The 18,662-nt window shown below is 60.4% G+C and carries 21 protein-coding genes and 1 tRNA gene; 11 read left to right on the top strand and 11 right to left on the bottom strand.

The window, feature by feature from the left end; translation table 11 throughout:
- Positions 1-67 precede the first annotated feature (67 nt).
- The 4 genes from CFI11_RS15165 to CFI11_RS15150 all read left to right on the top strand — a co-directional run bounded on the left by CFI11_RS15165 (position 68) and on the right by CFI11_RS15150 (position 4,602).
- Entirely contained in the window at positions 68-448 is a 381-nt protein-coding gene (locus tag CFI11_RS15165) for a response regulator transcription factor (RefSeq protein WP_130407397.1), read from the top strand.
- Complete coding sequence (locus CFI11_RS15160; RefSeq protein ID WP_130407395.1) at positions 445-717, top strand: hypothetical protein; 273 nt, start codon at positions 445-447, stop codon at positions 715-717. Before CFI11_RS15165 ends, CFI11_RS15160 begins: the two co-directional genes overlap by 4 nt.
- A 3-nt stretch (positions 718-720) precedes the next feature.
- Positions 721-3,393 carry a sensor histidine kinase gene (locus CFI11_RS15155; RefSeq protein WP_130407393.1) on the top strand — a complete coding sequence of 891 codons (2,673 nt, stop codon included), beginning with the start codon at positions 721-723 and terminating at the stop codon, positions 3,391-3,393.
- A gap of 105 nt (positions 3,394-3,498) precedes the next feature.
- Positions 3,499-4,602, top strand: a complete 1,104-nt coding sequence (locus CFI11_RS15150) for a FliM/FliN family flagellar motor switch protein (protein WP_130407391.1) — start codon at positions 3,499-3,501, stop codon at positions 4,600-4,602.
- A gap of 57 nt (positions 4,603-4,659) precedes the next feature.
- Here the strand turns inward: CFI11_RS15150 and CFI11_RS15145 are convergent, their stop codons facing one another.
- Together CFI11_RS15145 and CFI11_RS15140 are read right to left on the bottom strand one after the other, a co-directional pair.
- Positions 4,660-5,088 carry a TIGR01244 family sulfur transferase gene (locus CFI11_RS15145; RefSeq protein ID WP_130407389.1) on the bottom strand — a complete coding sequence of 143 codons (429 nt, stop codon included), beginning with the start codon at positions 5,086-5,088 and terminating at the stop codon, positions 4,660-4,662.
- Positions 5,089-5,142: 54 nt separating this feature from the next.
- The gene (locus CFI11_RS15140) at positions 5,143-6,006 is read right to left on the bottom strand and encodes an MBL fold metallo-hydrolase (protein ID WP_130407387.1); all 864 of its coding nucleotides are present in this window, start codon (positions 6,004-6,006) and stop codon (positions 5,143-5,145) included.
- Between the two features lie 246 nt (positions 6,007-6,252).
- On the opposite strand from CFI11_RS15140, the gene CFI11_RS15135 reads away from it, so the two are divergent.
- Positions 6,253-6,468, top strand: a complete 216-nt coding sequence (locus tag CFI11_RS15135) for a hypothetical protein (protein ID WP_130407385.1) — start codon at positions 6,253-6,255, stop codon at positions 6,466-6,468.
- Here the strand turns inward: CFI11_RS15135 and CFI11_RS15130 are convergent.
- Entirely contained in the window at positions 6,465-6,683 is a 219-nt protein-coding gene (locus tag CFI11_RS15130) for a hypothetical protein (RefSeq protein WP_130407383.1), read from the bottom strand. The genes CFI11_RS15135 and CFI11_RS15130 overlap by 4 nt on opposite strands.
- A 162-nt stretch (positions 6,684-6,845) precedes the next feature.
- On the opposite strand from CFI11_RS15130, the gene CFI11_RS15125 reads away from it, so the two are divergent.
- Positions 6,846-7,103, top strand: coding sequence for a DUF2312 domain-containing protein (locus tag CFI11_RS15125; RefSeq protein ID WP_130407381.1), 258 nt, complete (start codon positions 6,846-6,848; stop codon positions 7,101-7,103).
- An 18-nt stretch (positions 7,104-7,121) separates the two neighbouring features.
- Here CFI11_RS15125 and modC read toward each other — a convergent pair whose 3' ends face one another.
- The 4 genes from modC to CFI11_RS15105 are packed head-to-tail and all read right to left on the bottom strand — an operon-like array spanning position 7,122 to position 10,615.
- Entirely contained in the window at positions 7,122-8,210 is a 1,089-nt protein-coding gene (gene modC / locus CFI11_RS15120; protein ID WP_130407379.1) for a molybdenum ABC transporter ATP-binding protein, read from the bottom strand.
- Positions 8,207-8,905, bottom strand: coding sequence for a molybdate ABC transporter permease subunit (gene modB, locus CFI11_RS15115; RefSeq protein WP_130407377.1), 699 nt, complete (start codon positions 8,903-8,905; stop codon positions 8,207-8,209). Before modB ends, modC begins: the two co-directional genes overlap by 4 nt.
- A complete protein-coding gene (modA, locus tag CFI11_RS15110) occupies positions 8,902-9,684 on the bottom strand; it encodes a molybdate ABC transporter substrate-binding protein (RefSeq protein ID WP_130407375.1) in 783 nt (260 codons plus the stop codon). Before modA ends, modB begins: the two co-directional genes overlap by 4 nt.
- A 55-nt stretch (positions 9,685-9,739) precedes the next feature.
- On the bottom strand, positions 9,740-10,615 hold the full coding sequence (locus tag CFI11_RS15105) for a hypothetical protein (RefSeq protein WP_130407373.1): 876 nt from the start codon (positions 10,613-10,615) through the stop codon (positions 9,740-9,742).
- Positions 10,616-10,756: 141 nt separating this feature from the next.
- On the opposite strand from CFI11_RS15105, the gene CFI11_RS15100 reads away from it, so the two are divergent.
- A tRNA-Thr gene (locus tag CFI11_RS15100) sits at positions 10,757-10,832 on the top strand.
- Between the two features lie 356 nt (positions 10,833-11,188).
- Here the strand turns inward: CFI11_RS15100 and CFI11_RS15095 are convergent.
- From CFI11_RS15095 to CFI11_RS15080, 4 genes are all read right to left on the bottom strand, one after another.
- Positions 11,189-11,677, bottom strand: coding sequence for a RidA family protein (locus CFI11_RS15095; protein ID WP_130407371.1), 489 nt, complete (start codon positions 11,675-11,677; stop codon positions 11,189-11,191).
- A 28-nt stretch (positions 11,678-11,705) separates the two neighbouring features.
- Complete coding sequence (locus CFI11_RS15090; protein WP_217358702.1) at positions 11,706-12,467, bottom strand: alpha/beta fold hydrolase; 762 nt, start codon at positions 12,465-12,467, stop codon at positions 11,706-11,708.
- A 129-nt stretch (positions 12,468-12,596) separates the two neighbouring features.
- Positions 12,597-13,037 (bottom strand): MarR family winged helix-turn-helix transcriptional regulator, encoded by a 441-nt coding sequence (locus CFI11_RS15085; RefSeq protein ID WP_130407369.1) that lies wholly within the window; start codon positions 13,035-13,037, stop codon positions 12,597-12,599.
- Between the two features lie 292 nt (positions 13,038-13,329).
- Positions 13,330-13,683: a multidrug efflux SMR transporter gene (locus CFI11_RS15080; protein ID WP_254448929.1), complete on the bottom strand. Its 354-nt coding sequence runs from the start codon at positions 13,681-13,683 to the stop codon at positions 13,330-13,332.
- A 75-nt stretch (positions 13,684-13,758) separates the two neighbouring features.
- Here CFI11_RS15080 and CFI11_RS15075 point away from each other — a divergent pair, with 75 nt between their 5' ends.
- The 4 genes from CFI11_RS15075 (at position 13,759) to CFI11_RS15060 (ending at position 18,641) form a co-directional block, all read left to right on the top strand.
- Positions 13,759-14,313, top strand: a complete 555-nt coding sequence (locus tag CFI11_RS15075) for a TetR/AcrR family transcriptional regulator (protein ID WP_130407367.1) — start codon at positions 13,759-13,761, stop codon at positions 14,311-14,313.
- 379 nt (positions 14,314-14,692) lie between these two features.
- A complete protein-coding gene (locus CFI11_RS15070; protein WP_165390275.1) occupies positions 14,693-15,193 on the top strand; it encodes an RNA polymerase sigma factor in 501 nt (166 codons plus the stop codon).
- 63 nt (positions 15,194-15,256) lie between these two features.
- Positions 15,257-16,168 (top strand): FecR family protein, encoded by a 912-nt coding sequence (locus tag CFI11_RS15065; RefSeq protein WP_130407363.1) that lies wholly within the window; start codon positions 15,257-15,259, stop codon positions 16,166-16,168.
- A 64-nt stretch (positions 16,169-16,232) separates the two neighbouring features.
- Positions 16,233-18,641, top strand: a complete 2,409-nt coding sequence (locus CFI11_RS15060; protein WP_130407361.1) for a TonB-dependent receptor — start codon at positions 16,233-16,235, stop codon at positions 18,639-18,641.
- The last annotated feature ends 21 nt before the right edge of the window (positions 18,642-18,662 follow it).

The raw sequence follows: 18,662 nt of genomic DNA, 5'->3' as shown, positions 1-18,662 counted from the left end.
CAATTATAAGAATACGAAGACCGCGCGGGGACAACCCTGCGCGTACCATTCCGGGGGGAAGGGACTGATGAGCCGCAAGGTCCTGTTGATCGAAGATGAACCCAACATCATCGAGGCGATCCGCTTTTTGCTGACCCGCGATGGCTGGCAGGTGGAGACGCATTCGGATGGCACCACGGCCGTGGAGGCGGTCAAGCGGGCCGCACCGGATCTGGTGATCCTGGACGTGATGCTGCCGGGCCGGAGCGGAATGGAAATCCTCAAGGATCTGCGAGAGATCGACGCGACCCGGGCGCTGCCGGTTCTGATGCTGACGGCAAGAGGCCAGAGCCGGGATCGGGATATGGCGGAAAAGGCGGGCGTAAGCCGGTTCATGACCAAGCCGTTTTCGAACACCGAAGTGCTCACAGCCGTGCGCGACCTGCTCGCACAGGCATCACAATCATGACGCCGGGCGGGCCATCGGTCTTTCTGGAGCGGCAGAGCTATCGCCGCCGGCGCCTGCTGGACGCGGCCCGGTTCCTGCCGGTTCTGGGCGCGCTGCTCTTTGCCTTTCCGCTGCTCTGGCCCAAACCGGAGACAGGCGAGGCGGTGTCGATGTCTTCGGCGATGCTCTATGTCTTTGGGGTCTGGGCGGTGCTGATCGGACTGGCGGCCTGTTTCGGTCTGGCGCAGAGGCGCTGGAGCCGCGCACCGGTGGACCCGCAGGGAGAGTAGACGTTGGCGTCGCTCAACACCCTGGTCGCGGTTTGCCTGGGCTATGTGGTCATCCTGTTCGCGGTGGCCTTCTGGGCGGAGCGGATCGCGGCGACGGGACGCGCGGGCTGGCTGCGCTCGCCCCTGATCTACACTCTGTCGCTGTCGATCTATTGCACGGGCTGGACCTTTTATGGCGCGGTGGGCTACGCGGCCCGCTCGGGCCTGGAATTCGTCACTATCTATCTGGGCCCCACGCTGGTGATGATCGCCTGGTGGTGGGGCCTGCGCAAACTGGTGCGCATCGGGCGCAGCCAGAGGGTCACCTCCATCGCGGACCTGATCTCGGCCCGCTACGGCAAATCCAACATGCTGGCGATCTGCGTTACGATCCTGGCCGTGATCGGGGTGACGCCGTATATTTCGCTGCAGCTTCAGTCGATCACGCTGTCCTTTTCGATTTTTGCCGAACCGGGGCCATCGGGGGATGCGCCCAATGCCAGCGCGTTCTGGGTGGCGGTGGGGCTGGCGGTCTTTGCCATTCTCTTCGGCACCCGAAACCTCGATGCCAATGAACGTCACCACGGCGTGGTCACGGCCATTGCGCTGGAAGCGGTGGTCAAGCTCGTCGCGCTGCTGGCGGTCGGCATTTTCGTGGTCTGGGGCATTGCCGGAGGGTTTTCGGAGACGCTGGCCCGCATCGACGCCTCGGATATCGGGGCGTGGGAAGTGCATGGCGGGCGCTGGGCGGCGATCACCTTTCTTGCTGCTGCGGCCTTTGTCTGCCTGCCCAGAATGTTCCAGGTGATGGTGGTCGAGAACGAGGACGAGCAGCATCTGCGCACCGCCGCCTGGGCCTTTCCGCTTTACCTGATGCTGATGAGCCTTTTTGTCGTGCCCATCGCGGTGGTGGGGCTGGACCTGATGCCCGAAGGGTCGAACCCGGATCTGTTCGTCCTGTCGATCCCGTTGCAGCAGGGGCAGGACGGGCTGGCGATGCTGTCGTTTCTGGGCGGCTTTTCCTCGGCCACCTCGATGGTGATCGTGGCGGCGATGGCGCTGTCGACGATGGTGTCGAACCACATCGTGATGCCCATCTGGTTGAGCGTGAGGGGCATTGGCGGCGCGTCGGTGTCGGGCGATGTGCGCAACGTTGTGCTGCTGGCCCGCCGTGTGTCGATCGCGGGGATCATGGCGCTGGGCTATGTCTATTACAGCGTGTCGGGCGGCGGAGCGCTGGCCTCTATCGGTCTGATTGCCTTTGCTGGCATAGCACAAATCCTCCCAGCGCTTCTGGGCGCGCTCTATTGGCGCGGGGCCACGCGGATGGGCGCGCTGGCGGGGCTGACGGTGGGCTTCGGGCTCTGGCTTTACACGCTGCTTTTGCCGGGGATTGGCGGGCCGGTGATTGCGAGCGTGGTCGAGCAGGGGCCGTTCGGTGTCGGCTGGCTGCGGCCACAGGCGCTTTTTGGCATCACGGGGCTGGACCCGATCGTGCATTCGGTGATGTGGAGCCTTCTGCTGAACGCCTTTGCCTTCGTCACGGTCTCGCTGAGCAGCTTTCCCAGCCCCATCGAGCGGCTGCAGGGCGCGCAATTCGTCAATGTCTTCGATCACTCCAAGGGGCCGCGGGGATGGACCGGATCGGTTGCGCAAAGCGAGGATCTGATGATCATGTCCCAAAGGATCCTGGGCGCACGCGAGGCACAGGCCCTCTTCCAGCGGGAGGCGGACCGGCAGGGGCAGCGGGGTCATCTGCCGGATCCGACGCCGGAATTCCTGGAAAGCCTGGAGCGGGAGCTGTCGGGGTCGGTGGGCGCGGCGACGGCACATGCGATGGTAGGCCAGATCGTGGGCCGCGCGTCGGTGTCGGTCGAGGATCTGATGGCGGTGGCGAGCGAGTCGGCGCAGATGTTGGAATATTCCAGCCAGCTTGAGGCCAAGTCCGAAGAACTGAGCCGCACTGCGGCCCAATTGCGCGACGCCAACGCCAAGCTGACGCAGATTTCGGTGCAGAAGGACGCGTTCCTGAGCCAGGTGAGCCACGAACTGCGCACGCCCATGACCTCCATCCGCGCGTTTTCTGAGATTTTGCGCGATACCCATGGCCTTGGGCAGCTTGAGAAGACCCGCTATGCCGGCATCATCCATGGCGAGGCGCTTCGGTTGACCCGGCTTCTGGACGATCTTCTGGATCTCAGCGTTCTAGAAAGCGGGCAGGTTAGCCTGAACATGCGCGAAGGATCGGTCAGCAGCGTGCTGGATCATGCGGTCGCCACGGCACTGGCGGGATCGGATGCGAAGCTGACCATTCGGCGCAGGCGTTTGAGCGAGGGGGTTCCGATCTATTCGGATCTCGACCGCCTGGCGCAGGTCTTTATAAACCTCATCACCAATGCCCAGAAATACTGCGACGCGCCCGATCCGGTCCTCAGCATCGTCGTACATGAGGTGGCCGACAGCATCGCCGTCGATTTCATCGACAATGGCAGCGGCATTCCCCGCGAAGCCCGTTCGCTGGTTTTCGAGAAATTCGCCCGGGTCAGTGGCGAAAAGGCGGGGGGAGCGGGCCTGGGGCTGGCGATTTGCCGGGAGATCATGCAGCGGCTTGACGGCGATGTGCAGTACCTCAGCGGGCATCCGGGCGCCGCGTTTCGGGTGACGCTGCCCAGGGTTCGCGCGATGGCTGCGCAATAGGCGGCCGTCGTAAAGGCAATCGTAACCATCTCTGTGCTAGGCGTTGGCTCAGGCGGCCTGAATGGCGGCAGAAGGGTGAGCACGAACGTGACTGCACAAGCGATCATGCGACGCAAACTGGAAAGCGGGCGCGGTGACAAGGACGAACGATCCATTGGCGCGGCAAAGGCGTTGAGATTGACGTTGGCCCGTGTGGCCGATGATCTGTTCGGTTTGCCGCTGGCGGTGATCGGGATCACGCAGGGAGCGGTGGCGTCCGAAAAGGTGGCGGAGCATCTGGAGGATGACCGCCTGCTGATCGTGCTGGACGGACAGGAGGGCACGGTCGGGGCGGCCTCCGTTTCGCTGGCGCTGGTGGCGGCGATCATTCAGCAGCAGACCATGGGGCGGGTTCTGGAGCGTGCGGCGGAGCCACGCCCCTTTACCTCGACCGACGCGGCGATGTGCGCGCCGGTTCTGGACGCTCTTTTGGGGCGGGCGGCGGATCTGGCCCAGCTTCCCTCTGACAAGGCCATGTTGCGCGCCCAGCGCTATGGCGCGCGGGCGGAGGATGCACGCAGTCTGGCGCTTGCCTTGGCCCAGCCCAGCTATCGGGTCTTCAGCCTGACATTGGATATTGCGCTGGGCAAACATCAGGGCGCTCTCACGCTGCTGCTTCCTGACGCGCCCGTACCAAAGGCCGAAGCGTCAAGTCGGGTGGAAGATGTGGACGATGTGTCGCTGAATGCACCGATGATGCAGGTCACGGCAGAGCTGACGGCGGTCCTTTGCAAGCTGCGCATGCCGCTGGCCGAACTTAATGCGCTCAAACCGGGTGATCTGCTTCCGCTTACGCGCAATCGGCTGCATGAAACCAGCCTTGTGACCGTGACCGGACGCACGGTGGCCCAGGCGCGGCTGGGTCAGCTTTTGGGCAATCGGGCCGTCAGGCTGGCGGGCGATGGGGCCACGCGTGTGGGGGCAGAACCGAAAACCCCCGCCGGGTTTGAGCTCTCGGCGACGACATCCGAAACGGGTGAGGCCAAACCGCCAACGGTCGTCGGCACAGTCGAGGTGGATCTGCCGGATCTTCCGGGCCTGTCCATGGACGACCCGGACCTTTCGATCATGAGCGCGGAGGAAGCCGCCGCAGAGATCAGCGAACTTGCTGGGCTCGATACCGGCGACTGGAATGACGACGCTGACGAAGTGACCGGACGCCCGGTCTAGGTCTTGGCGGCTCCGGCTCTTGCTTTGTCTGACAAAGCGGCCAAGACGCGCCGAACGTCAGCCCTGAGGGGCGGAGGCCTCCAGGGCGGGGCGCAAACCGTCAAGGTTGTAGCCGGCGGCCCGCGTGGCTGCGAGAATGTCATCGGCGCTCAACGTGCCGGCCTGGCCAAGCGCCCAGACGACGCTACACCGGGTGCCGGAGGCGCAATAGGCCAGCACCGGGCCTTCAGCGTCTTCGATGAGCTTGCGTTGCCGCGCAACGTTTTCAGGCGTCATTGTCTCGTGCGTCAGTGCGAGGACGTGAAAGTCTACGCCCGCCGCCTTGGCCGCGGCCTCGATCACTTCGGCATAGTGCGTCGGTGGAATTTCCGGGTCGGGACGGTTGCAGATCACCGTCGTAAAGCCTGCTTCGACAAGGGCGGGGACGTCTTCGGCGGCGATCTGGGGCGACACCGCGTATTGGGGTGTGATGTGACGGATATCCATAGCCGCGAGATATGCGTTCGATGGCGTTCTGTCCAGCGGTGCGCCGCGCTTCGATCAGATCTTGTTCACGGGGATCTTGAGCATCACGTCGCCGTGGTCATCGGGCTCCGGCATGTGACCGGCGCGCATGTTGACCTGAAGCGACGGCAAGATCAGCTTTGGCATGCCCAGTGTCGCATCCCGTGCATCGCGCATTTCGCAGAATTCGGCCTGGCTGCGCCCCGCGCCGACGTGAATGTTGCGGGCCTTTTGTTCGGCCACGCTGGTCTCCCACGCGAATTCATCGCGACCGGGCGCCTTGTAATCATGACCCACGAAGATGCGTGTCTCATCCGGCAGGGAGAGGATCTTCTGGATCGACTGATAGAGATCCGAAGAGGACCCGCCCGGAAAATCGCACCGCGCGGTTCCAAAGTCAGGCATGAACAGCGTATCGCCGACAAAAGCCGCGTCACCGATCACATAGGTCAAACAGGCCGGGGTATGGCCGGGTGTGTGCAGCACATCCCCGCGCATCTGTCCGATATGAAAACTGTCACCTTCCTGAAACAGCGCGTCGAACTGAGAGCCATCGCGCTGAAATGCGGTTCCTTCGTTGAAGACCTTGCCAAAGGTATCCTGCACGACCGTGATCCGGTCGCCGATGCCGATCCGGCCGCCCAGATGGTCCTGCAGGTAGGGCGCGGCCGACAGATGATCCGCGTGGACGTGGCTTTCGAGGATCCACTCGACCTGCATATCCTCGGCCCGGACCCAGGCGATGATCGCATCGGCCGAGCGGGTGTCGGTGCGACCGGATGCCTGGTCGAAATCGAGCACGCTGTCGATGATTGCGCAGCACCGTCCTTCGGGTTCGCGGACGACATAGGACACCGTGTTGGTCGCGGCGTCGAAAAAGGCCTTCACGATGGGTCTCATATCGCTCTCCTTTCGAAGGATCATATGGCGTTTCGTGCATGTGTTTCAACGTCAGAAATCTGCGTTCTGTTTGACCTCGATCAACGCGGAGCTGCTGCGAATTAGGGCAATATGCCGATAAAGCATGCAGGGCTGGCGAATTGATGCGCAAATCGGTCGCAGGGCCTCCAAAAACCGGACTTGGCTTCGTATCTCTGTCATGCCTGAGGGGTAATGAATGTAACATAACATCAGGGGGAGCACTCAATGACACAAAGCGAAATGATCCAGTTTGCCGAAACGCTGGAAGCCCGCATCGCATCTTCGAATGCGGCTGGCCGTCAGTCGTTGCAACCGAAGCTCCACAAGTTGATTGTTCAGCTTGGCGAGAACGGCTTTGATGTGCCGCGACGTCTGAAACGGTTGGACAACGAATTGGTTGAAGAGGCGATCGAAGCCCGCTTCGACAATATGCCGGTCTAGGTCAGGAACACGCCCAGGATCACCAGCATCAGCCCGAGAACCGAGACGAACAACGCGCCGAGGTTCAGGGGGATCGCCTTTTGAATGGCTTCACGCAGCGCCGCGTCGGACAATCCGGCGCGGCGTGCTTTTGTGACACGCACGATGCTCCACACCAGTCCGATCAGCCCCATCAATGTGAGGGCCGCGCCGATCCAGATCAGAAGGTCCGACATGTCTGCACTCCGCTACGCCAGTGCCGCGCGCCTAGCGCAGGCATCACCGGGTTGCAAGCGGGATGAGGGGCACACCTGTCCGCCTGGTGTCTTGCCAGGGACGGGACGGGCGGATAGGAGGACGATCCAGCCCCCATGTTCCGGCCCAAGGAGATCCCGCCGATGACAGAGACCGTGACCGACGCATCCTACCGCGTCACCGCTGACGAATTGCGCCAGTTCATCGAACGGATCGAGCGTCTGGAAGCAGAGAAGAAAGACATCGCCGAACAGCAAAAAGAGGTGATGGCCGAAGCCAAGGCCCGCGGGTACGACACCAAGGTGATGCGCAAGGTCATCGCGCTGCGCAAAAGGGACAAGGATGACATCGCCGAGGAAGAGGCGATCCTTGAGATGTACAAGGAAGCGCTGGGCATGTGAGCGGGCACGACGCCGACATTATCCGGTTCCGATATCCAAACGCGCAATCGAAACGGTTTTGATCACGGCAAAGGCGGCGTCCCCCACCCGAAGCTGCAAGGCGTCGGCAGACCGACGGGTGATCCGGGCCAGAAGGCGGTCGGTGCCGCATTGCAATTGAACGATCCGGCCGGGTCCGCTGCCGTCCCGGATCGACAGGATCGTCACCGGCAGGATGTTCAGGGCCGAAAGCCCGGTGGGACGCGTACGGGACAGGATGACATCCTGGGCCAGGATACGCACACGGATCGGCGCCCCTTCGACGGCCTGCATGCGCGGCAAAAACAGCCGTCCGCCTGAGAAATCCAGCTCGGTCAGCCCGTCGGAATGGTGCTGGGCCACGCATGCGGGAAGGACAGCGCCGGCCTCGCGAACGCCAAGCTGACGCACCATGTCGGGGTCGGAGAGCACCTGCTCGGCCGGGCCGGACCGGGCCACGCGCCCCTCGTCCAGAACGACCACGGTTGTCGACAGGCGGGCGATCTCGGCCATGGCATGGCTGACATAGAGAATGGGTATGGCGGTCTGATCCCGAAGACGTTCGAGGTAGGGCAGGATTTCGGCCTTGCGCGCGGCATCCAGCGCGGCAAGAGGTTCGTCCATGAGCAGCATACGCGGGTTGCAAAGGAGCGTACGACCGATCGCGACACGCTGCTTTTCGCCGCCCGACAAGGCGCCGGGTCGCCGGTCAAGCAAGGGCGCGATCCCAAGAAGGTCAACCACAGAACCGAATTGGGGCGCGTCAGCGGAGGCGGGCGCGAAGCGCCGACCATAGTTGAGGTTCTGTCGGACAGTCAGGTGAGGAAAGAGGCGCCCGTCCTGAAAGACATAGCCAAGGCGGCGCTTGCGCGGCGGCAGGAACGTTCCCGCATCTGCGTCAAAGAGGGTGTCCTTGGACAGAATGATCCGTCCTGCGTCGGGACGCAGCAAACCGGCGACCGCGTTGATCACCGTCGACTTTCCCGCGCCCGACCGTCCGAAGAGCGCGGTAATCCCGGCAGGTGCCTCAAAGGAGACATCAAGGGCGAACCGGGCAAAGCGATGCGATATGGCGACACGAAGGGTCATGCGCCCGACACCCTGCGAGCGGCCCGGCGTGCCAGGATCTCTGAGATGAGGAGCGCCGCCATCGCGACGAAGACGGAGACGAGAACCAGCCGAAGCGCCGCACTTTCGCCGCCGGGCACCTGCAGAAACGCGTAGATCGCAGATGGGATGGTCTGTGTCTCGCCCGGGATGTTCGACACAAACGTGATCGTGGCACCGAATTCGCCCATGGCTTTTGCAAAGGCGAGGATCGCGCCGGTCACAAGGCCGGGCAGGGCAAGCGGCACGGTGATCGTGGTGAAAATCCAGATCCGGCTCGCGCCGAGCGTTGCTGCAGCCTCCTCAAGCCCGGGATCGACCGCCTCGATCGCCAGACGGATGGCACGAACCATAAGGGGGAAGGCCATGATCGCGGCGGCAAGGGCCGCGCCGGTCCATCGAAAGGCGAAGGTCAGGCCAAATGTGTCAAAGAGCCACCCGCCCAACGGCGCCTGGCGTCCGAAGGTCAGAAGCAGGACGTAGCCCGTCACGACCGGGGGCAGGATCAAAGGCAGGTGAACGAGCCCGTTCAACAGTTGTTTTCCCGGAAATTGCCAGCGGGCAAGGGCGTAAGCGACCAGGATGCCGACCGGAAGGCTCAAGAGCGTCGCGGTCAGAGACACCTGGATCGACAGCAGCACGGCCTGCCATTCTTCTGGGCCCAGCCAATTGCTCACGGGGCGTCCAGTACCGTGAAACCCTGAGCGGTGAACGCAGCCGACGCGGAGGGGCCCGCGAGAAAGTCCAGAAAAGACCACGCCTCGTCCGGTGCGTCCACATGCAGCGCGACGGGATAGAGAACGGGCGGATGGCTGTCTTGGGGAAAGAGGCCCAGAAGACGCACGCGCGGTTCGGCATTCACGTCACTGGCATAAACGATCCCCAGGGGCGCCGCGCCGATCGCGACCAGCCTGAGCGCGGCGCGCACGTTGTCGGTTTGCGCAAGACGGGTGGAGACGTCGGGCCAAAGGTCCAGCGCCTCAAGAGCGGCCTTGCCGTAAAGGCCCGCGGGCACGGCATCGACCATCGCAATCGCCAGGCGATCATCCCCCAATGCCTCGGCCAGAGGAGCACCGGCTTCGGGACGGACCGACACTGTCGAGGCGGCAGGCGCGATGAGGGCGATCCGGTTGCTCAGAAGATTGCGCATCGTGCCCTGCGCCAGAAGGCGGTTTTCTCCGAGCACATTCATCCAGTGAGTATTCGCAAGCAGGATGACATCCGCCGGAGCCCCGTGCTGGATCTGTCGCGCCAGCGCCGAACTGCCCGCATAAGACAGCACGACGTCAATCTCCGAAAGCGCTTCGTATTGCGTTGCGACCTCATCCAACGCCGTCTTCAGGCTCGCGGCCGCGAAGACCGTGATGCGAGCCGTCTCGGCCCGGGCTGTCATCGCCGACAACACCAGCAGAATGGTCAGGAAAATCAGATGGATCTGGGCGGTCAGACGAAACATGACGCAACCATTCCCGGTTCGCAGGCGCTTGACAAGGGTCAGCCGTTGGCTGGTTTCAGGGCGCGATGACCCGCAGACCGGGAATGGCCCGGATCTCGGCCATATCGGCATCGTAGGCTTCGGTGACCTCGTCAACAAAAGCCTCGGTCCAGCCCGGAATGTCGAGCTCTTCCTCCAGGACATCCATGCGGGCAAACTTACCCAGGAATGCGGCGATCACCCTGCGCTTCTGGGCTTCGGTCATGATCGGATGTTCGCGCAGATAGTTGCGAAAGCGTCGCATGCCTTCGGGTTGCATCAGATCGTGCAACAGGTCGAACCCGCCGATGATCTTCTCACCCGGCGCCAGACCGGCAACCGCGCGAATGATCTCGGCCCAAATGAGCGGCGTGTCTTCGTTGCACCAGACGGTGATGCCGACATTGGGGGCCGCGGCTTGCGTCGCCGCGAGCATGTCGGACCAGCGCACATCGCGCAGATCGACGCCATCCAGCAGCGTTTCGATGTCAGAGGCTTCGGTGCTTTCCAAGAGCTGCGGCAAGAACGTGACCGGGTTACGGATGGCGAAGAAAATTTCGATCCGGTCCTCTGGGAACAATTGGTTCAGGCTTGCGATGCGATCCGGAGCAGCGGGGTAAAAGAGACCGTCGCGATAGGCGTATTTCGGCACGCCGAAAAAGTTGGCGTTGGACAGGATCAGCCGGTCAGCGCTCTCCTCGTCGAGGATCGCATCCATCAGCACGTCGCGAGCATTCGGATCCGCATCGGCGTTCTGCATGGCGCCCAGCGTCCGGCGCAGCAATTCCCGGTACTTGCCCGGTCCGGGAACGGCGATGGCTTTTTGCGAAAAGGACGCCTTGTTGCGCAGCAGGCAGCGGATCAGGCGGTCGTCATCGGTAAAGTGCGCGCCGCAATGAAAGATCACCTGCATCTTGTGTATTTTGCCTGATCAACTGCTCTGAAATCATGGCGTATCGCCTTGGTTTGAACCAGTCAAACGCCTTTGAGGTTTTGACGGGTGTGCGATTCCGTCTTGCAGCACCTTCGATCAAACGCTAGAGCACCGGTCTAGGCCCCTATAGCTCAGCTGGTAGAGCAACTGATTTGTAATCAGTAGGTCCGCGGTTCGAGTCCGTGTGGGGGCACCATAGATTACTCCGCGAATCCAAAGCGTCCCTGAGAACCGAGCACTTCTGCGTGTAACCACTTGCGCGGGAGAGGCCTGACTTGGTGCCAAAACCTGCCGCATCAGCTGTACCTGTCCACGCTGTCTGAACGTCCTGCGGCTAAAGTCCCATCGCCGCCGGGCCAACAAAGAGACCTTGCGCCATAAGCTTTGCGCTCTGGTCGGGCCAAGTTGGGGTGCTGTTCGGGCAATTCCGAAATGGTCTACTGATTTCCAAACCTTGGCCGGGCAGGGGACTGTGCGTCATACCGGACAATTCAGCAGTCCGTTTGGATGGACGGCGACGCTGCTGGGGAGCGGGCAGCGTCACCGGCTTGGCTAGTTTGATTTGTAGGCCACCACTGAAACTTCGACCAGAATGGGCGCGTCGGGCTTGCCGCCGGGGAGCTCTTTGACGGCGATTGCTGCGCGGGATGGCGGGATGTCCCCGTCACCCCAATAGGTGCCATAGACCTCGTTGAACCCGCCATAGAGCGAGATGTCGGAGAGGTAGACCGTCGCACGCACCGCGTCGTTGAAGTCATAACCCGCCTGATCAAGCACCGCCTTGAGGTTTTCCATGACAATCCTTGACTGGTCCTGGATGTCGTTTTCGCCGTCTGCGGCGTGGGCCGGCAGCGCGCCGTTCACATAGGGGATTTGCCCGGATACATAGAGAAAGCCGTTGTCGGTCTTGATGCCTGGCGTGTAGGGGGCGATCGGCACATTGCCTTCGGGATAGATGCCGGTGCGGGCCTGGTCGGCGATAGCCGTGCCGGTGGCGAATGTGGCGAGCACAACGGCCGCCAGGGCAATACAGTTTTTCATTTCAAAATCCTCTCTGTTGGAAAACGGCTTATTTTGCGGCTTCGATAATCATGTCTGCGACGAATTTGGGCTGGGATACGGCAACCGCGTGGCTGGCATCGACCTCTCGGGCGGTGGCACCGATCTTTTTGGCGAATTGGCGCTGCAGCGCGGTCGGTGTCATGTAGTCTTCGCCCGCGATGACATAGAAGCTTGGCTTATGCTCCCAGGCGGCGTGACTGACCGGCTGACCGAGGGCCTCGCTGTTCAGAAGTCCCTGTGTTGCGGCCATGATGTCGGCGTCAGCTTTGGGCACGTCATGCGCGAACAGGCTGGCCATCGCGTCGTCCGGCAGAAAGAAGTACCCTGCGTCGTCCTGTTGCAGGGCCGCGATGCCGGGGGCTGGAAACGTGTCCAATTCGGCGGCTTCCCCTAGGCTTTGACCGGCATTCGGTGCGTAGGCAGCGACGTAGACCAGCGCATGCACCTTGTCGTTCAGACCGGCCTCCGTGATGACTTGCCCACCCCAGGAGTGGCCGACCAGAACAACCGGGCCTTGGGCGCGGGCGATGGCCCGGTTGGTAAAAGCGACATCGCCGGCCAGGGAGTCCAGCGGGTTTTGGACCGAGATGACGTCGAGGCCGGCTTGCTCAAGAAACGGTACAACCCCGGACCATGCGGAGCCGTCAGCAAAGGCGCCATGGACGAGGACCACGGATTTGGCCGTGAGATCGGGGTCCTCAGCGGATGCGGAGCCCGCCAACGCGGTCAGGGCTATGGACGCAGATGTCACAGCAGCTTTCAAAATCACTTATTTTCTCCTTGTGAGCTATTAGATAGTGCACAATCCAATATCTTATATTTAAATACAAGTCTACAAATATTTAGTACGCTATCTTTTGACTCGTTCGAACTCTCCTGTCTCGCGACAGTCGAACTGTTAGGATATTCCGAGACGGATGGCGTTCAGCTCTTTGATCAGCTTCTGCGCCTGATCGCCGCCCACGTTGACAAGGCAGCCCAGGCGTTCGGGAATGTCACTGGCTTTTTCGCGCAGCGCCTGCCCGGCGTTCGTCAGGGACACCACAACCGACCTTTCGTCGGCCTTGCTGCGGGTTCGCGTCACAAGGCCAAGCGCCTCCATACGCTTGATCATAGGGGTTGCGGTCGCGCCTTCGATTTCAAGCTTTTCCGCGATCTGCTGCACGCCGAGGTCGCCATGTTGCCAAAGCACGAGAAGGGTCAGGTATTGTGGATAGGTCACGCCCAGATCCGACAAGAGTTCCGCATAGGCTTTGGTGAAAGCGCGTGACGTTGCATATAGCGCAAAGCAAAGCTGATCTTGCAACAGAGGCGCGTCGGGTTTCGATCCATCAGGCAATACAGATGTTCCTCAGAATTTTGTGCACTTGCTTTTAGTGCACGAGAGAGTTCGACACAATAGCGACCAACCGTGCAACCGTCGCGAAGATCGGTTTTGTCCGCAGAGCCATCAACTTGGTACGATCTGGCGCCGCTGCGTCGCCGCAAGTCGGCTTGAGCCCTTTTTGCCGGATGGTGCGCGGGCAGTCAGTGTCTGCTCTTGACCAGATGGTGCTGTCGCTGAAGCTGCACTCTTCGCGCGCCGAGCCGCGCCATGTGGCGCGGCTCGGTCATTCACGCTGTCGTCCGGCTTAGCTGACGCTTCCTAGCTTCAAGGAGATAACACCGCCGACGATCAGGATAACGCCAAGCACACGGAACAGCGTGACTGCGTCTCCGAAGAACATGACCCCAACAATAAACGTACCAGCCGCACCGATGCCTCCCCATACCGCATAGGCGGTACCAATCGAAATTGTTTGCTGCGAGTACCAAAGCAAAAAGCCGGAAATGAAGATACATACAACAGCAAGTCCTATGCCAAACATGAGTTGCCCCGGGTTTTGAGACAGCTTCAGCCCGACCGGCCAGCCAATTTCGAAAAGGCCTGCGGTCAGCAGGGCGATCCATGCAATTGTCACACTGGACAGTCCGAGTGCCGTCATTTCTTATACTCCGTGATAATGCGGCCTTACGCCGCCATTTTTCAATCCGTCTGGACGGAATGATAGGAGAAGCCCTTGGGACGTCAACAAACCATCGACGAAAAATTTGTTTTGGATCAGGCAGAGGCCCTTGTCCGCGAGAAAGGTGTGGGCGCGCTTACGCTCGCGAATGTCGCCAAACGCGCGGGGATCAGCAAAGGAGGTTTGCAGTATCGTTTCGAAACGAAAAGGGAACTGGTGCGCGCCATGTTGACCCGTGCTTTCGATCGTCTGGATGCGTCTTTTGAAGCAGCGGTCATAACGCTTGGCGGCGCCAGCGTCCACGAGATCGAAGGGTACGTTCACGGTATGCTAAAGGAGACTGGCTCATACGGGCGACCAGACGCAGCGCTATTCGCAGCGGCGTTTTCCGAGCCAGACCTTCTGGCTGAATTTGCGCCTCGTTATTCCGACATGCTGGGGCGCGTTAAGGCTCGTTGCGACTCAAAGACAGATGCGGCTTTAGTTCTCCTTGCGACAGATGGGCTATGGCTGCTGGAGGTTTTAGGTCTGAATCCGCTAACTAGTTCCGAGAGGGAACGCGTACTCGCACGCTTGGTGGAACTTGCACGCGCTTCGGCGCAACGATGACTGCTGAGAAGGCGTTAAAGAAGGCATTGGCGCAGGTGCAGCGAAAGCCCCTTTGTCCCGCAGAGCCGTCATCGGAACCACTTGCAGCTAGGGTTTGGAATGAGCCCAAGCTTCCACGTGCCGTACAACTGACGAAAGTCCGCTTTGCACCGTGATTGTGCGGCTCAGGCCGGAAATCACCAGTGCTGGTAAGCTGCTCTGCCGGGTTCAATTGGTGGCCTTTCGTCGTCTGCTCTTCGAGTGAGCCCACGTGGACAAGGTGAATATGGTCGAGACGCAATCCTTGCATCCGCGCCTTGCACGTGCGAACACCGGGGCGTCGAGCAACGCCTCAAGTTCAGCCAGACATTTTGCAAATCTTGCGTTTTGGACGGGCTGGATGACGAACGACCATTGTATATCGATAGCAGGTGCTGAGCAGACGTTCGTCTCTGACCGTGAGCGTCTTATTGATCTCGCTCTGAGGATCGTAGACAGCCGTGCGGTCGCCGAAGAGATCGTTCAGGAAAGCTGGATCAGATGGCACGGCAAGGAATACGCGCAAGCCGAAGCAGGGCCGATCTTCAGGCGCATCGTGTCAAACCTCGCTAAGGATTGGCGGCGCAGCCGAACAGCCGAGCAAGTCGCGTTGTCCGAGATTTACGAGAGGCGTAATGCGACACCCAGTACGGAAACGGCGGTTATCGCGCGCAATGAGCTCTCCATCATTGTCCGAACGCTTCTGAGTATGTCAGACCGCCATGTCCGGGCGTTCCGGATGAGAATGATCGAAGGGCGCACGTACAAAGAGATCGGGCAGGCTTTGGGTCTTTCGGTCTCGCATTCCCACAAGCTGATTGAACAAGTCATGGTGGAAATTTATTTCGCCCTTGATGGCTGAAACGCCGAAAAAACAGAATGCTCGACCGTTATAGAGATACGAGTACGAAGATATGCAAGGCGGATGAGCGACGACACCAACCGAGATCCAGCAAGACAGAAGCTGGCGGAGGAGGCCGCCCGCATTCTGCGGCGGCTGGATGAGGACCCCGACGATCACGCTGCGCTGAAGGACCGGGATGCGTTCCTGGCGCGCGGGCGTGACGCCAAGAGGATTTACGCCGTCATGGCCAGGGGGTTTGCCGCTGCACCCAAGACGCTGAAAGATCGGGATCGGCGCTACAGCATTGGGATCGTCGGAGGGGTCTTGGCGCTCTTGTCCCTGGCCTTTGCGTGGGAGCCTTTGAAAGTTGCATGGCTCGCAGATTACACCACGCGCCTCACCACCGAGATCATCGAGCTGGAATCCGGCGATACCACAACCCTGGACGCGTCCTCGGCTATTCAAGAAGAAACCAATGCAAAGATCCGGACGGTGGACCTTCTCAAGGGGGCGGGCTTTTTTGATGTCGACGATGATGGCCGACGGTTCATCGTTCAGGCGGGCAATGTCACGGCGGAAGCCTTGGGGACAGCATTTGAAGTCATGCGGCTGGGCGATGATGTGATCATCACGGTAGCAGATGGAATAGTCGAAGTGACGGGGGCGGGACAAATCCGACAATTGACCGAAGGTAAGCAAATTCGCGTGTCGCCATTCGAGACCAGTATCAGATCTGTCGAACCGGACACCGTTGCAGGCTGGCGAAGAGACCGGTTGACGATTGGTGGCATGACCTTTGGAGAAGTTGCATCCGTCATTGAACGCAGGATGAGCGGCAGGGTCTTTGTCATCAGCAACCGCCTTGCGGATGACCCCGTGGCGGGGGCGCTGGACCTTTCCATGCCACGTAACGCACTCAAGACCCTTGCAGCGACCAGCGGTGCATCGGTTGTCGAGGTCTCCCCGTATCTGACCATCATATATTCCCGATAAGAAAAATCGGGTACTTTGCGAAAAACGCCGCACCTGATCCGTTTTATTTGTGAAGGACGCCTGAGTGGCCGCTTGGGTGTCCCATGAGACGAGATTGGGACCGACGTTCATGCGACCAACAAGAACATTGCCACGGATACTTTCAACGACAGCGCTCGCAACGGCGGGTGTCTTCGCTGCACCTGCCATATTCGCAGGTTCCGATCAGGCGATTGACGTGCCTGCTCAGGACCTCTTTACCGCCATCGAGGAGCTGAGCACCGAAACAGGGGTGCCAATCGCGGTCAATGCGCGCTTTGTGGAAAACAGACGCAGCAACGCGGTCGTTGGTCCCATGTCGGCAAGGCAAGCTCTTGAGAAGATGCTTGATGACCCCGATCTTGCGATTTCGGAGCTCCAAGATGGTGGCTTGGCAATCGTACCGACGAATAGGCTCAATCTGGTCAGCCAAAACGCCACAGATGAGACCTTGGATCTCGGGACACTTGTGTTGACGTCCGATGAGGCCCGTGCGGGTGTCTTTGGTGACAGGCCGATCCAAGACGTGCCATTCAGCGTCACGTCCTTCACGTCCGAGTTGATCGAGAACCAGCAAGCCGGAAAGATCTCCGATGTCCTCGAAAACGACCCCTCTGTGCGATCAAATGTTCCGCGCGGCGGCAGCACGGATCAGTTCATCGTGCGCGGTTTTCCGATTTTCAATTCCGAGGTTGCCTTAGAAGGGCTGTTTGGGCTGACACCAGGGCGCTCCACGAGCCTTCAGCCTTACGAAAAGGTAGAAGTGTTTCGGGGGCCAAATGCCATCCTGAATGGTGTGCCACCGTTCGGGAACATCGGGGGTGTCATAAACTTGGTGCCTAAACGGGCCGAAGATACTCCGATCACCGACTTGAGTTTCAGTTATGAATCCGAAGGCCATATTGGCACGCATCTGGATTTCGGTCGCAGGTATGGAGAGAACGGCGAGTTCGGCCTCAGGTTCAATGGTGCCTTCAGTTCGGGTGATCTCACTGGCGACAACAACGCGCTGGAAGACTCGGTGGCCGGTCTTGCATTGGACTACCGTGGTGATCGCTTGCGCGTAACGGCGGATTTTCTCTATCAGGATCTGTTCTATGATGCGCCGCAGAACCTCTTTCTGCCCGGCTCGGGGGACTTCGCGATCCCAGATGCCCCAAACGGTGCGACGAACAACAATGCACCATTCGCATTTTCTGAGAATATCACCAGACGTGGCGTTGTCGGGTTCGAGTACGATATCCTGGACAATTGGACGCTTTCGGCGCGCTACGGCACGCGGCAAGGGGATGAACGGGGCCTGGATGCTCTGGCACGTACAATCGTGGACGGCGCTGGAACCTTGTCGGGTTCAACCGTGATCCTGGGGGAGTCCGAGATCAAAGTAGACAGTTATGACGTGGGCCTATCCGGAGAATTTGCCACCGGCTCGGTCAATCACGAGGTTGCGTTACAGTATTCAGGTTACAAAGAAGACGCATATCGAGCCGTAACAGGCGCGCTGGTGCCTACATTTGGCGGAACGCTCGACGCGCCAGAGCCGCTCCTCACACGTCCCGAGTTGCCACCGCTTGGGCCATTGCAACGTAACCGGAGCAGAGACTTCAAGAGCTTTGCAGCAGTCTGGACGTCAAAGTTCCTGGAGGACAGGCTGCAGTTTACGGGCGGTCTCCGGTGGCAAGACCTTTCGATCGACAATTTCAGCGAAGGTACTCTCACGACCTCTTACGACGATTCAGAAGTCAGTCCCGTTCTAGGGATCGTGTACAAACCAAGAGAGGAGTTGTCCCTTTACGCAAGCTACAGCGAGGGCCTGACACCGGGGCCCTTCGCGCCCGGTCTGGCCGACAACGCCGGGGAGGCTTTTGCCCCCTTTGTCAGCGAGCAATACGAGATGGGCGCAAAATGGGACACCAACGGTTTCGGAGCAAGCATTTCGATTTTCCAGATATCTCAGCCACAAAGCTTCATCGAACCAGCCACAAACCTCTTCCGCGTTGATGGGGAGATCGAAAATCGCGGCATTGAAACGCTGGTCTACGGCAACTTGACCGAGAATTTGCGGCTGCTGGGGGGTGTGACATTCATGGATGGGAAACAAGCTGCCACCGCGGGCGGTGCGACCGATGGGAATGACGCTATTGGCATTCCGAACGTGCAGCTGAACCTCTACGCAGAGTATCAGGTTCCCAGAGTACCGGGCCTCACGTTGAGCGGCCGCTACATCTACACATCAAGCCAGGAATTGAACGCGGAGAATACGCAGAGCATCCCCAGTTGGGACCGCATCGATGTCGGCGCGAGCTATGACTTCGATGTGAATGGCACGCCTGCGACGGTGAACCTCGATATCACCAATGTAACGGATAGCGCCTACTGGCAGTCTACGGGAAGGAGTTTTCTAAGCCTCGGTGCGCCCAGAACTGTCCGACTGACCACGGCATTCAAGTTCTAAATGAAGCCTCCACGCCTCTGC

Source organism: Thalassococcus sp. S3, assembly GCF_004216475.1.
Classification (GTDB): Bacteria; Pseudomonadota; Alphaproteobacteria; order Rhodobacterales; family Rhodobacteraceae.
This window is presented reverse-complemented; position numbering and strand designations above follow the sequence as displayed.